13 protein-coding genes are annotated in these 13921 nt (G+C 40.8%); 3 read left to right on the plus strand and 10 right to left on the minus strand.

Annotated elements, in window-relative coordinates; genetic code table 11:
- Positions 1-3: 3 nt before the first annotated feature.
- The 10 genes from kduD to agaR form a co-directional block, all read right to left on the minus strand.
- On the minus strand, positions 4-759 hold the full coding sequence (gene kduD / locus ABN236_RS11100; RefSeq protein WP_098942141.1) for a 2-dehydro-3-deoxy-D-gluconate 5-dehydrogenase KduD: 756 nt from the start codon (positions 757-759) through the stop codon (positions 4-6).
- 79 nt (positions 760-838) lie between these two features.
- Positions 839-1669 (minus strand): 5-dehydro-4-deoxy-D-glucuronate isomerase, encoded by an 831-nt coding sequence (gene kduI / locus ABN236_RS11105; protein ID WP_098942140.1) that lies wholly within the window; start codon positions 1667-1669, stop codon positions 839-841.
- A gap of 43 nt (positions 1670-1712) precedes the next feature.
- Positions 1713-2882, minus strand: coding sequence for an N-acetylglucosamine-6-phosphate deacetylase (gene nagA / locus ABN236_RS11110; protein ID WP_088494878.1), 1170 nt, complete (start codon positions 2880-2882; stop codon positions 1713-1715).
- Positions 2879-3313 carry a PTS galactosamine/N-acetylgalactosamine transporter subunit IIA gene (gene agaF / locus ABN236_RS11115; protein ID WP_349473979.1) on the minus strand — a complete coding sequence of 145 codons (435 nt, stop codon included), beginning with the start codon at positions 3311-3313 and terminating at the stop codon, positions 2879-2881. Before agaF ends, nagA begins: the two co-directional genes overlap by 4 nt.
- Positions 3314-3411: 98 nt before the next feature.
- Positions 3412-4302, minus strand: a complete 891-nt coding sequence (locus ABN236_RS11120; protein WP_088494876.1) for a PTS system mannose/fructose/sorbose family transporter subunit IID — start codon at positions 4300-4302, stop codon at positions 3412-3414.
- Positions 4292-5059: a PTS N-acetylgalactosamine transporter subunit IIC gene (agaW, locus tag ABN236_RS11125; protein ID WP_088494875.1), complete on the minus strand. Its 768-nt coding sequence runs from the start codon at positions 5057-5059 to the stop codon at positions 4292-4294. The genes ABN236_RS11120 and agaW overlap by 11 nt, the downstream gene beginning before the upstream one ends.
- A gap of 47 nt (positions 5060-5106) precedes the next feature.
- Positions 5107-5601, minus strand: a complete 495-nt coding sequence (gene agaV / locus ABN236_RS11130) for a PTS N-acetylgalactosamine transporter subunit IIB (RefSeq protein WP_023581440.1) — start codon at positions 5599-5601, stop codon at positions 5107-5109.
- Positions 5602-5625: 24 nt separating this feature from the next.
- Positions 5626-6816: an SIS domain-containing protein gene (locus ABN236_RS11135; protein ID WP_194950983.1), complete on the minus strand. Its 1191-nt coding sequence runs from the start codon at positions 6814-6816 to the stop codon at positions 5626-5628.
- 12 nt (positions 6817-6828) lie between these two features.
- Positions 6829-8109, minus strand: coding sequence for a tagatose-bisphosphate aldolase subunit KbaZ (gene kbaZ / locus ABN236_RS11140; protein ID WP_194950984.1), 1281 nt, complete (start codon positions 8107-8109; stop codon positions 6829-6831).
- A 53-nt stretch (positions 8110-8162) separates the two neighbouring features.
- On the minus strand, positions 8163-8942 hold the full coding sequence (gene agaR / locus ABN236_RS11145) for a transcriptional repressor AgaR (RefSeq protein ID WP_349473980.1): 780 nt from the start codon (positions 8940-8942) through the stop codon (positions 8163-8165).
- 535 nt (positions 8943-9477) lie between these two features.
- On the opposite strand from agaR, the gene ABN236_RS11150 reads away from it, so the two are divergent.
- Genes ABN236_RS11150 through ABN236_RS11160 form a run of 3 tightly spaced genes read left to right on the plus strand, consistent with a single transcriptional unit; the run spans position 9478 to position 13894 of the window.
- On the plus strand, positions 9478-10713 hold the full coding sequence (locus tag ABN236_RS11150; protein ID WP_349473981.1) for an anaerobic sulfatase maturase: 1236 nt from the start codon (positions 9478-9480) through the stop codon (positions 10711-10713).
- Positions 10714-10753: 40 nt separating this feature from the next.
- A complete protein-coding gene (locus tag ABN236_RS11155) occupies positions 10754-12364 on the plus strand; it encodes a sulfatase family protein (RefSeq protein WP_349473982.1) in 1611 nt (536 codons plus the stop codon).
- Positions 12365-12418: 54 nt separating this feature from the next.
- Positions 12419-13894, plus strand: coding sequence for a DUF2264 domain-containing protein (locus ABN236_RS11160; RefSeq protein ID WP_349473983.1), 1476 nt, complete (start codon positions 12419-12421; stop codon positions 13892-13894).
- The last annotated feature ends 27 nt before the right edge of the window (positions 13895-13921 follow it).

A 13921-nucleotide genomic window follows, 5' to 3' on the forward strand; every position in this document is an offset into this window, starting at 1 on the left:
AAATTAACGAGCTAACCAACCACCATCAACAGCAATGGTGTATCCATTAACATAGTCACTGGCTTTAGAGGCTAAGAAAATCGCAGGACCTGCAACATCTTCAGGAGTTCCCCAACGTCCAGCAGGAATACGCTCTACAATAGCAGCATTACGAGCATCATCAGCACGCAGAGCCGCTGTGTTATCTGTTGCCATATAGCCCGGAGCAATTGCATTTACATTGATATTGTACTGAGAGAGTTCAGTCGCCAATGCACGAGTTAATCCCATTACTGCAGATTTACTTGCAGTGTAAGAAGGCACACGAATACCCCCTTGATAAGAGAGCATAGAAGCAATGTTAATTATTTTGCCCCCCTCTCCTTGTTTCACAAATTGGCGAGCCACTTTTTGGGATAAAAAGAATAGTGTTTTCTGATTAATATCAATCACATCGTCCCAATCTTTTTCACCAAACTCCAAAAGATCTTCTCGACGAATAATACCGGCATTATTTACTAAAATATCAATGCGCCCCATGACAGAAATTGCTTCATCCACCAGCGCTTGTAATCCATCTTGTTTCATTAAATTTTGCGTAATGTAATGAAAACGACGCCCCAATGCCTCTACTTGTTGGCGAGTTTCTGGCGCATCTTGAATTCCAACTCCCACAATATCTGCACCCGCTTTGGCTAAACCAATAGCCATGCCTTGACCTAGCCCGGTATTACAACCAGTGACAATAGCAACCTTGCCATTTAAATCGAATAAATTCATAACAATAACCTCTAGGATGTGGCTTTATAGCCACATCTTTTTATATGTAGGATAAGAAGAAAAATGTGACTATTCGTGGTTATTTCAGATCTTTCATTGCTACGTGATCCATATCGTGGAAAACCTGATTTTCACCAACCATTCCCCAGATAAAGGTATAAGATGCTGAGCCCACACCTGAGTGAATTGACCAACTAGGGCTTATCACCGCTTGCTCGTTACGAACAACCAAATGACGCGTTTCCGTTGGCTCTCCCATATAATGGAAAACCACATTGTCATCTTTCATATCAAAATAGAGATACACTTCCATACGGCGTTCATGAGTATGGCAAGGCATGGTATTCCATAAGCTACCCGGTTCAAGAACCGTCATACCCATAGATAATTGGCATGTTGGCAGAACTGAAGGGTGTAAGAATTTATAAATAGTACGAACGTTACAGTTTTCTGCATTCCCAATTTTTTCTGGTGATGCTTGTTGCTGCGTTATTTTGCGAGTTGGGTAAGTATGATGAGCTGGCGCGCAATTCATATAAAAACGTGCCGGTGTTTCTACACTGTCACTAGTAAATTCGACACTTTTAGCGCCCATTCCGATATAAATCGCTTCACGAGGACCAATGTCAAAGACATCACCATCAACAACCACTTTACCAGCACCGCCAATATTAATGGCTCCTAACTCACGTCGTTCTAGAAAAAAATCAACGCCTAACGCTTTACCCGCCATTAATGCTAAAGGCTGTGTTGTAGGAACAATACCGCCAACAATAATACGATCTATATGGCTATAAGTGAGATTCATTTCCCCTTCACAGAATAGGTTTTCAATCAGGAACTCCTTGCGAAGTCCTTCTGTATCAAGCCTTTTAGCATGTTCACTATGAATTGGCTGACGAATTTCCATTATAAATACCTCATTTTTACTGATGGGTGCATAACTAAAAAAGCTATACATTTTCCCCGGATACAGAGTAAATATGATTTCCTCTGATGAATGTATCGGTGAGATGAAAACATTCATCCACCACAGCAAAGCTGGCTTGTCGCCCTGCTTTGATATAACCCAACTTATCGCCGATACCGAGATACTCGGCTGGGATCGCACTCGCCATTTGTACTGCTTCCCATTCAGGAACATGTGCTCGTTGCACCATATTTCTTAATGCACTGTCTAAGCTACATGTACTCCCAGCCAAAGAGCCATCTGCTGTTTTTGCCTGACCTTGGGAGACGCTAACTGTTTGAGCGCCCAGCGTGTAATCACCGTCAGGTAATCCCCCAGCACGCATGCAATCTGTAATTAAAGCGAGTTGTTGATAACCTTTCATGCGATACGCTAATTGCATCATAACGGGGTGAACATGAATGCCATCTGCAATCAATTCCGCCAATACATTGTGATACAACACGGCACCACAACATCCCGGTTCACGATGATGAAGTCCCGTCATTCCGTTATACAAATGCACCCCACAATCAGCACCATGTAAAAATGCATCTGATGTTTGTTCATAAGTTGCCGCTGTATGCGCCACACTAGGTTTAATGCCTCGATTGACCAACCAATCAATCGCCTCCATCGAACCTTGTGCTTCCGGCGCAACAGCGACACGCAATAATGTGTTACCCGCACTTTCAAGCAATGTTTCTAGCTCTGATATTGTTGGTGCTTTTAGATATTTCACAGGATGAGAGCCTCTATGACGCTCAGTAAAATAAGGCCCTTCTAAAAAGCTCCCAAGTAACAATGCACCCGAAGTTTGTGGCTTCGATAAAAATGTACGTACTTGTGATAATGCTTGGCGAATATCATCCATTGGTGCTGTTACTGTTGTACCAACCCATGCAACTACACCTGTTTTCACTAACGCATCAGCTATGGTTTGTAACCCTTCTTGAGTCGCATCCATTACGTCAGCACCTTCACGACCATGAATATGAATATCCACAAAACCGGGTAGTAACGATTTCCCTTTTAGACGAATAATGGGGCAATCTGTTGGCGCTTGCGTGGTGATTGATTCAATAACATCGCCTTTAACACGGACATAGCAAAGATAACGAATACCTTCTGGTGTAAAGGTTCGGTCGGCTAAAATGGCATATTGCTGACTCATAAACCGTCTTCTTCTTCAACATCATTGCTGTTTATTTGTGCCAATTGCTCACGAATATCTTGAATACTGTCTTGCCCTATTTCGCGTAATGTTTGCACTAACTCTGATGTTGAACACCCTTCTCGTTCGAAAGCTGCATTAACAATCATTGGTAGATTCACACCCGCTAATACTTCAACAGCAGGATTTTGCATCATAATTGCCATTGCACGATTACAAGGGGTTCCACCGGGTAAATCTGTTAAAAATAGATATTGCTGACATGACATTGAGTTAATCGCTTCACGCATTTTTTCTTCAAGTTCATCAGGAGAAATTGACTCAACAAAATCGATAAATGCGATATCTTCTTGTTCACCGGCAATCGCTTTTACGGCTGATGCCATACCAGAGGCAAAATTAAGATGTCCTGAAACAATAAGACCTATCATGAGTGACTCCTTGCGGGCAGCAGAAACCTCTCCTGCCCGTTTATAGCAAGTTAATATGTATTTCGATTGACAATAACGACAGTGGTAAAGGTTCTCTGTTATAAGAATCCTAATACGTGACCGACAACGCCAAATGCAAGAGTTGAGAAAATCAATACCGGAGGCTTACCCCAAAAACCGGTGCTTTTCACCATTTTGTACATCAGGAAAACCAAGCACAGAGGTAGTAAATTCGGCATGATTTTGTCAAAGAGCGCGCTTTGCAATTCAACCACCTTTCCTCCCAGCTCTAACGAGGCGGTGGTTTGCACCTTGATAAAGGTCGCGGAGAGCGCCCCAATGACAAAGATACCCATAATATTGGCAGCTTTAGCTAGCTTTTCGGTGGCATCACTCATATTGACCATCGCAGCGGTTCCTGCGCGATAGCCCATAAACATCAGCCCGAAATACACTAAAAAGTGAACAATTTGATATAAGAAGAAGAAAACAAAAGGCCCCGCAATCGAACCTTCCATAGCAATAGATGCGCCCAATGCTAATGTCAGTGGCATCAGGGTCATATGGTCGATAGCATCACCAATGCCCCCTGTTGGTCCCATTCCCGCAACTTTCATCACGTTAACAGTCGATGGTTTTTCTTTGTTTTCTTCCATTGCAACGGCTGTACCCAATAAAAAGGTAAACAGCTTAGGACTGGCATTAAAAAATTGCAGATGGTTTTTCAGTGATGTTGCATAGTCACGCTTATTGTTCCCATGGATCTTCTTTAATGCTGGGATAATCGAGAAGGCAAATCCACCACCTTGCATACGTTCAAAGTTAAAGTTACCTTCCATAAATAAACCACGGAATGCACACTTCCAAAGGTCGCCTTTAGTGATAACTTTTCTGACGGTGGTATCTTGATACTCATCAATGCCATCAATCAAAGAACCCGTTTCTGTTTTATCCTGCGTTTTCAATGCGGTGCTATTATCAGATACCATCTTCGAAATCCTCATTCTGCTGACTTGTATTTTTGTTGTTACCACTAAAGAAGAAGTAGAGCGCAGCAGCTGATGCGCCTAAAATCGCGACTGCCATAATTGGGAGTTTTAGATAGGTTGTCATCACGAAACCAATGAAGAACACACCAGCGACTTCTTTTGACCACATGATTTTCAACAACATTGCGAAACCAATAGCAGGAACCATTTTCGCTCCGATGCCTAAGCCTTCAAGCAACACTTTCGGGGTATTATCATCAATCCATTGAGCCGCATGTTCACCAAAGTAGACCGTCACAAAGGCAACTAAAGCATAGAGTAATGAACGTACCGTAATTGTGATAATAAGTAGCCGAGAAACTCCGGCTGCATCAGCTCTTTCCGCATATCTATCCGCTTTCCCCATTGTGAAAGCAGTCATAGCAAAGAAACCAATCACGAGCATTTGCATTAGCACCGCAATAGGCATACCAATTCCCATGGCAACTTCAGGTGATTGATTTGTCATTACCGCAAAAGCAACGGCAGCAATCGTACCTAAAGTCACATCTGGTGGCTGAGCACCAGCGTTAGGAACCAATCCTAACCATGCGAGTTCTAACGTTGCACCTGCAATTAATCCAACCTGCATATCCCCCATAATCAGACCAACAACGGGTCCAGTAATGAGTGGTCTGTGAATATTTAATGCAACGTCATACTTATCTATACCGCAAAAAAAGGCCCATAAAGCCACTAAAGAAGCTTCAAAAATCATAAATAATCCTCAAACCTGCTAATGCAGGTTTTTTGTTCAGGAAATTATCAGGCTGATGCGAGCGCTAGCACATCAACAGGTGTCTGATCGGGAGTGTTTTGGATTGTGCAAGTGACCCCATTTGCGACGAGGCTTTTAAACGCTTCAATGTCGGCATCATTGACTGATACGGTTTTCGCAATTTGACGTTTCCCTTCATGAAAATGCATATTGCCAACATTACAATGAGTAATGGGCACGCCGCCTTCCACTAAACGGGCAACATCTTTTGGGTTATTACACAGAACAAAAATTTTCTGACGAGGAGATGCTTTACTAATAACATCAATAGTTTTTTGAATAGAGAAGAAACGAACAGCGTATTCACCACCCGCTGACGCTTTCATTCCTGCTTGCATAAATGCGGCATTAGGGCCTTCTGCTGCATCATCATTAGCCACTAAAATCAGGTTTGCTTCTGTATGTTTACCCCATGTAATGCGGATTTGACCATGGAGTAAACGTTCATCAATGCGGGTCCAGACAATATTCGGTGTGTTCATGATTAGCTCTCTTATTATATTTTATTAATTTAAAGCAGACTGTGTGTCGTCTTTTTTGTGTGAGAACGGATAAATTGTGACGCCTTGTACAACACGGTTGATTTCTCCTGTCGGAGACGGGTTATCAGGCGTATTCCCTAGTGCAATGGAACTGTGAAATGCGAATGATTGCGCCAACATCAAGTAAGGGAACAATAGCGCCACATCAGAACAGTTCTCTAACGCAGGAATATAAACAAAACTCTCTGGTGAGAAAGCGTTATCATTTCGTGCGGTGATCGCGATCACCTTGCCTGATGCATTATCGTGAATAACCTCTCGTAATAAGTCAGTCTCATATTGACGTGTATAAGGATCATTCGAGAAAAACATCACCACTAAAGTTTCTTTATTTACGATAGACTTAGGTCCATGTCGAAAGCCTAGTGGAGTATCAAAACTAGCAACCACTTTACCCGCAGTAAGCTCTAACATTTTCAACGCAGCTTCCTGTGCTAAGCCTTGTAATCCACCACTTCCAAGATAAATAACTCGTTTAAACTTCCCGGCGTATTTATCCCTAATAATTTGATTTGCTTTATTAAACTGCGCTTTATAGTGACTAAAAAACGGAGCAATAGAGTCACTAAAAACGTTATCACCTAAAAAGATGGTTACCGCAGCCATCATCATGGATGAAAAACTAGAGGTCATCGCTAAAGAACGATCGTTTGATTCTTCAGGCATCAACAATGCCAATGCACTGCTGTTATTTTGGCAATACTCATAAAGCTTGCCATTTGCATTACATGTCAGCACCAAGTGATAACACTGTGATAAGCATTCAGTCGCAACATCTAATGCAGCCACACTTTCAGGGCTATTGCCTGAACGTGCAAAAGAAATCAATAAAGTAGGAATGTCTTCTGCTAAATATTCTTGTGGATCAGCCACTAAATCGGTTGTTGCAATCGCATCAACGCGACGTTTTGTATGGCCACTTAAAATAGGAGCCAATGCTTTCCCAGCAAATGCAGACGTACCCGCGCCAGTTAAAATAATTCGTGCATGAGGCACTGCCAGCGCTTTATTTAAAAAGGCTTCAATATCAGCACGTTTTTCTTTTACTGATTGCCATGTTTTCTTCCAGCATTCTGGTTGTTGCTCAATTTCTTTCGCAGTCCAAAATGCATTCAGTTGCTCTAATTGAGCGGTCTGATAACTTAAATATTCCATGGTTTCCCTCAATTAATGGACATAGCACGCATCGGCATAAACCGATAACACATCACGAATTTTCGCAATAACAAAAGATTCAGGCGATCCGTCAATCATGCCTTCTCTAAATTGGGTAAATTGATAAGGCAGATATTGGCTTAGTAACGGTAATGGAATAGGTTTAATAGATAAGTTATCCATTAATGTGTCGATGGCGGCATTAATCTCAGCATCAGGCCAGTAATAGCGAATACGATCACTAAAACTATACACTCTAGCAAAGGCTTGTTGACGCTCATCACCATGATAGTACTTTTGCCAAAAGCCCGGTTCACGACACATCAGTTGCTCCATTTTTTCACGTAATTTAGAGCACTGTTCTTGAGGGAATAATGTTTCTTCAATAGAGCAAAGTGCGTATAAACCTTCACGCATTGCAAAAGTTAATGCAGGCCCTACTTTTAAAATGGCAAAGTGATCATGAACTAACTGTTTATAAGCTTCTTTAGTTTGATAATCTGTAGAGTGGGCTTCGAAAACAAGATGAGAATAATCATTTACCACTTGGCTTAATGCTTGTGCTTCTTCTTGTTGATAATCAATGATCCCCGTATGATCAAATTCAACGCCAGGTTGAACAACCAAACCAATCACGCGTTCCCAACAATCACCAATACCCACATTTTGAAAAGCTTGGCGATGGCACTCTAATGTTTTTCGTGCAGCATCAGGTGAAGTTACTTCAACAGTATCAAGTTCTTCAGCAGCACCGCCCGGAACGGGAACTTCTGTACCAACAACATAAACAATATCACTTGTACCGAATGTCTCTTTTGCCGTGTTTTCTGCAATCACAGCAAGACGTGCTGCACGAGATGCCACAATTTCATCCGTTAAAGGAATTGGATCATCAGCACAAGACATACTGCAATCGAGATGAATTTTTTTAAAACCTGCGGCAACATAATGTGCAATCAACACATCTGCATTTGCCATCGCTTCTTCAGCGTTAAGATGTTGCCAACGATTAGGCCCTAAATGGTCACCACCAAGAATAAGTTTCTCGATAGGAAAACCCACATTTTCAGCTTGTTCAATGACATATTGGTAGAAGTCAGCGGGAGTCATTCCCGTATAACCACCAAACTGATCAACCTGATTAGAGGTCGCCTCAATTAGCAGAAAGGAATCATTATCCAGCGCTTGTAATAGAGCTGCTTCTATTACTAAAGGGTGGGCAGAACAAACAGAATAAATACCATTCTGTTTGCCTGATTTGTGTTGCTGAACAATCTTTTCTAAAGGATGCATTAAATACTAACTCCATAATCAACACCGGCGGTGTTGCTAATGGAGTTAGCAAATTACGATGCCTTATCGTTGACGATAATCACTTCGATTTTGTGCTCTTTCAGTTCCTGAATATATTCTTCAGGAATACCTGAATCGGTCACTAATATATCGATATCACCAAATTCTCTGATCATATGACAGCTGCGTTTACTGAATTTCGTAGAATCTGCAACCGCAATAATCGTTTCTGAGATATCACACATTAAACGGTTAAGACTAGCTTCCTGTTCATTGTGTGTGGTGATACCAACGCGTAAATCGAATCCGTCAACGCCTAGAAAAACCTTATCAAACCGGTAATTTCTAAGACTATTTTCAGCTTGTGAGCCTGAAAAAGACAACGCACTTTTTCGCAATACACCACCGGTCATTAATACTTCCACACCTGAGGTATTTGCTAACTCCATTGCGACATCCAGACCGTTAGTCATGACCACTACATTTTCGCGCGACTTTAAATTTGTCGCGATTTCGCGAGTAGTTGTCCCCGAGTCAAGAATGACGGTGTCTCCATCCTTTATCAGCGTTGCGGCAGCTTTCCCGATTAATGTTTTTATGCCCGCGTTTTGCCCACGTTTTTCGTGGATACTCAATTCGGCAATAAATCCTGTATTAGGAATTGCTGCACCATGAGAACGAACGATATAACCATTTTTCTCAAGAAAACTTAGATCGCTGCGGATAGTGACACTTGAGACTTTGAATAATTCAGCGAGATCTTCGACTCTGGCTTTACCTTGTTGGTTTACCATATCGAGGATTTCCATACGCCTCTCAACTGCCGCTTTCACTTTCGTCTCCTTACGAAACCAAAAGACTTTCTTTCGATTGGTTTCGAATGTAGTTTACTACGCCAATTTTTACCGACAATGCAAAAAAACAAAACTTTTGATCTCTTTCACAAAGTTTCGAATCACCATCGATTGCTTACGATTATTTTCGTGTAGCTTCAATAATAGCCTTGAGGCCACCAGTTTCCAATAAATAAAATGATATAACGCAACGCTATACTTATGATTACACCATATATCGCTATATAAAACACAATAATATAGATTTAATACAACCACACCTCAGAAAATACAGAGTAAAACTTCACTGCATTCATTTATTTTCGAAAAACAAATCAAGATAAATAGCTCAAATGGTCAATAAATCCTGAAATAGTATCAAACCGAAAGTATTGAAATCGAAAATTCATACTTTAATCTTTCGAAAATAACTTTCAATTACTTTCGATATTTCGTATTTGTGATTTTAATCTCTTTTGTTTTGATAAATTTTACGTAATGTAACAGGATAAAAAAGAAACTCAGGAAATGACTAATGGCATTAAATCAACCTGCTTATTTTCATATGATGGCAAAACCTACAAGCTACCACTGTAATATTAAGTGTGAATACTGCTTTTATCTGGAAAAAGAAAATATTTTTCAAGATGAAGAAAAAGAGGCTGGTCATATAGTCATGCCTGATGGTGTGCTGCGTCGTTATATTAAAGATTATATTCAATCACACGGTGGCGATCAGGTTGATTTTTCATGGCAAGGTGGTGAGCCAACGCTTGCAGGGCTAGCTTTCTTTGAACAAGTCGTCAAATACCAAAAGCAATTTGCTAACGGCAAAACGATTACAAATAGTGTACAAACCAATGCAATCGCCATTAATCGCCAATGGGCACAATTCTTTGCCGATAACCACTTTCTATTAGGCGTTTCAATTGATGGTATTGAGGCTGTTCATGATAAATATCGCATTTCGGTTAATGGAAGCCCTACTTTTGAAAGAGTAAAACGGGCAATTAACCTACTTAACGAGTATGGCGTTGAATTTAATACACTCACTGTCGTTAATGACCAAAATTGGAATAAAGGAAAAGAAACCTATCAAGCCTTAAAAGCATTAGGCTCAACCTTCTTTCAATTTATCCCAATTGTCGAAGTTGATAGACGCTTTCCTCATACTCACGGAGGTCATTACGCTCCGGGTCCCAATGCACAATTAGCGCCATTTTCCGTTCCTGCTGAAGGCTACGGACAATTTATGACTGAAGTGTTTAATGAATGGATACGCCAAGGCGATATTGGAAAAATATACATTCGTTTATTTGATAGTTTGTTAGGCACATGGATGGGATATCCTGCATCAACATGCATTCAATCTAAAACCTGTGGTCAGGCATTGATCATTGAAGCCAATGGTGATGTTTATTCTTGCGATCACTATGTTTATCCCGCCAATAATTTAGGCAATATCCATCAAAATAGCCTTGCTCATTTAGCCACTTCAAAACAGCAACAGCGCTTTGGTCAAAATAAATATGACAAACAAACCAGCCTCTGCAAGCAATGTGAAGTACAAAGCTTATGTTATGGCGGTTGCCCTAAACATCGCATTATTGCTATTGAAGGTGAAAAACATCGCCATAACTACCTGTGCCGCTCTTATAAACAAATATTTCATCATACAGCGATAGGTATGCAACTAATGCAGCAAGCCATTTCACGGGGAGGTCTTGCTAGTGATGCGCTTCCTGCAATGAAAAGAAACTACCTAAAGTAACCCCTCTTTTATTTTATCTTGTTTATTCTGGAGACAATCCGTGACCTTACTTTCTGTTAAAAAAAGCCTACTAGCGGGGCTAATTGCTACATCATGTTTAAGCATTCCAATCTCAGCTAATGCAGGTGGCACGCCTGAAAAGCCAAATATTTTATTAATAGTGATGGATGATTTAGGTACAGGACAACTTGATTTTGTGCTGGATACCTTAGATGTTGATGCGTTAGCGCAAAGACCCACACCGCCACGTTATGAAGGCGATATCAATAAAATGGTAGAAGCGGCGCGCATTGCTATGCCCAATGTCAGTGAAATGGCAACAAATGGCGCTAAAATGACCAATGCCTTTGTTGCCCATCCTGTTTGCGGTCCTTCCCGAGCGGGTATCTTTACTGGGCGTTCTCCAGCAAGCTTTGGTACTTACAGTAATGACGATGCCATTTTAGGTATTCCCCAAGATATCAAACTATTACCTTCACTTTTCCAAGAAAATGGCTATGCCACCGCCAGTATCGGTAAATGGCATAACGCAAAAGTTATTCGCAAACCGAAAATTAATGAAAGTAAGCAAACTCGCGATTATCACGACAATATGATTTCAACGCCAGAAGCAGGTTATGCTCCTCATGAGCGTGGTTTCGATTATGACTTTAGTTATTATGCATCGGGCGTAGCTTTATGGAACTCACCTGCATTTTGGCGTAATGGTGTCAATGTTCCAGCTCCGGGCTATACCACACATCTTTTAACAGATGAAACATTAAAATTTATCGATGAACATAAAGATAAACCTTTCTTTATTAATCTCTCCTATAGCGTTCCTCATATTCCGTTAGAACAAGCCTCACCCGCTAAATATATGGAGAAGTTTGATACTGGCAATGTTGAAGCAGACAAATACTTTGCTGCCTTAAATGCAGCCGATGAAGGGATCGGTCAAATTATTGCAAAGTTAAAAGAAAACGGTGAGTTAGAAAACACAGTGATCTTTTTCTTATCGGATAATGGCGCAGTTAATGAATCGCCAATGCCAATGAATGCAATGGATAGAGGCTTTAAGGGGCAAATGTTTAATGGTGGCGTTAGAGTGCCTTTTATTGCCTATCAGCCCGGTACTATTCCAGCCGGAATGAAAAGTGATGAGATGATCTCTGCACTTGATATTTTACCGACGGCATTACAAACAGCAGGCATTGCTATTCCCGACAATCTAAAAGTTGAAGGGAAAAACATCATGCCTTTACTTAAAGGTGAAACAACACAATCACCTCACAATTATCTATATTGGGCGGGTCCTGGCACTAAACATTATAGCGAAGAAAACCAAGAGTTTTGGCACGGATATCATCAATGGATAACCTATCAACGTAAGACTCCCCCCACTAACCCTAATTTAGAAAAACTGTCTAAAGGTGCTTGGGCTGTACGTGACGGCGAATGGGCACTCTATTTTTATGATGATGGAAAAAATCAGCCTCAACTTTTTAACGATAAAAATGATCCGGCTGAATCAATCGATCTTGCCAAACAAAATCCACAAAAAGTAACAGAACTAAAAAATGCGTATTACCAGTGGATCAAGGATAAGCCAAAGCCTGTTCTTTGGGGACAAGACCACTATCAAATACTAGTGGATTCTGCAAAACCTTAATATTCAACTTCCGTTTTGTTTCGCAAGGATGCGTCTTTTTTCTGAGATACGAAAATGGCTATTGAAATTGCATCTTCAGCACGTCCTAAACTCCCTTATGAGCACCCAAACGTAGAAATCTACCAACGCTTATTTAAGGAAAATATTATTCGACGATTGGTCAGAAAATCAGCTTATCGTCGCTATGATAAAACGATTACTGACTTTTTTAATGATGAGAATCAGTCACTTTTTTCTTTATGCGAAATGCTGACACAATATGTCACACAGGCTTTTCATCATTACCAAGTCTGGGGTTACTCTCATGCTTATTATCCCGGAAGCCCGGGGCAACAAACAGCAAGAACTGATGCTCTTGAAGGTGTTAGTAGAGTACTTCCTCTACTTGCTGCATGGACTGTTAGTAGCAAAAAAAGTACGCTGATGGGATTAAATCAGCAACCTTTCAACTTACCTTTAATGATCAAACAAAGCTTTATTCATGGCACTGATCCACTTCATAAAGGGTATTGGGGAAAACTCGAAGATTACGATCAGAGAATTTGTGAAGCATCTGATTTAGCGCTTACTCTTTGGATAAGCCGCGAATGGGTGTGGGATACATTAACGCCCGCAACACAACAACAAATTATTGCTTGGTTCGAACAAGTTAATCACTGCAAGATTGTCGATAATAACTGGCATTTCTTCCCTCTTACCGTCCAATTTGTGATTAAAGCACTCACAGGAAAAGACACGATTGCCCATTGGCGCTATGAAAGATTAAAAGAGTTTTATGTTGGTGATGGATGGTTTCGTGATGGTGCAAACGGTAATTATGATTACTACAATGCATGGGGATTTTACTATTCATTGTATTGGTTAGCGCAAATTGACCCTCAATTTGATACGACATTTATTACTCAATCACTTAATACCTTTAATCAACACTACCTTTATTTTATGACGCCAAAAGGTATTCCTTTCTTTGGTCGTAGCGCCTGCTATCGCCTTGCGGTTTCTACTCCATTATTAGCTGGTGTCGATTTACACTGTCCTTCAGTAAAAGTAGGTGAGGCAAAACGCGCCTTTGAAAGCAGCTTGCGTTATTTTGTATCTCAAGGTGCATTAAAAAATGGTGCTCCAACTCAAGGTTTATTTACTCATGATCCTCGTTTAGTTGATAACTACAGTGGTCCTGCCAGTAGTTTTTGGTCATTACGCGCCGTAATTATCGCGCTTTATTGCGCTGACCGTATCAATTTATGGCAAACGCCTTCACTACCTTTGCCTATCGAAAAAGATAACTTTCGTTTCGAAATTCCATCTATTCAAGCTTTAGTAACTGGAGTGAAAGCAACACAAGAAGTGAGTGTCATTTTTTGTGAAGATTATACGGAGAAACAAACACCATTAACTCGTCGTTTGGAAAAACAGACCTTAGCACAAAAAGTCGCTGAAACCGTGATAGGACAGTCAAGACGACCGAAAAACAACTTATTACGCAAAGGGATCACCAGTTATAGCTCTAAAATGGCACATTTTTTCTAGTTGCCTTTCATTTACTTTCAGTGCGAA

Origin of the sequence: Proteus sp. fly-1013 (genome assembly GCF_040140245.1) — a bacterium.
In the GTDB taxonomy this organism is placed as follows: Bacteria; Pseudomonadota; Gammaproteobacteria; order Enterobacterales; family Enterobacteriaceae; genus Proteus; species Proteus mirabilis_B.

What these genes read in the sequence shown, in the direction of transcription:
- agaF (WP_349473979.1), bottom strand. Translation starts at nt 3,313, where the DNA reads ATGATAGGTCTTATTGTTTCAGGACATCTTAATTTTGCCTCTGGTATG.
- agaW (WP_088494875.1), bottom strand. Translation starts at nt 5,059, where the DNA reads ATGATTTTTGAAGCTTCTTTAGTGGCTTTATGGGCCTTTTTTTGCGGT.
- ABN236_RS11150 (WP_349473981.1), top strand. Translation starts at nt 9,478, where the DNA reads ATGGCATTAAATCAACCTGCTTATTTTCATATGATGGCAAAACCTACA.
- nagA (WP_088494878.1), bottom strand. Translation starts at nt 2,882, where the DNA reads ATGAGTCAGCAATATGCCATTTTAGCCGACCGAACCTTTACACCAGAA.
- ABN236_RS11120 (WP_088494876.1), bottom strand. Translation starts at nt 4,302, where the DNA reads ATGGTATCTGATAATAGCACCGCATTGAAAACGCAGGATAAAACAGAA.
- kbaZ (WP_194950984.1), bottom strand. Translation starts at nt 8,109, where the DNA reads ATGCATCCTTTAGAAAAGATTGTTCAGCAACACAAATCAGGCAAACAG.
- ABN236_RS11160 (WP_349473983.1), top strand. Translation starts at nt 12,419, where the DNA reads ATGGCTATTGAAATTGCATCTTCAGCACGTCCTAAACTCCCTTATGAG.
- kduD (WP_098942141.1), bottom strand. Translation starts at nt 759, where the DNA reads ATGAATTTATTCGATTTAAATGGCAAGGTTGCTATTGTCACTGGTTGT.
- agaV (WP_023581440.1), bottom strand. Translation starts at nt 5,601, where the DNA reads ATGAACACACCGAATATTGTCTGGACCCGCATTGATGAACGTTTACTC.
- kduI (WP_098942140.1), bottom strand. Translation starts at nt 1,669, where the DNA reads ATGGAAATTCGTCAGCCAATTCATAGTGAACATGCTAAAAGGCTTGAT.
- ABN236_RS11135 (WP_194950983.1), bottom strand. Translation starts at nt 6,816, where the DNA reads ATGGAATATTTAAGTTATCAGACCGCTCAATTAGAGCAACTGAATGCA.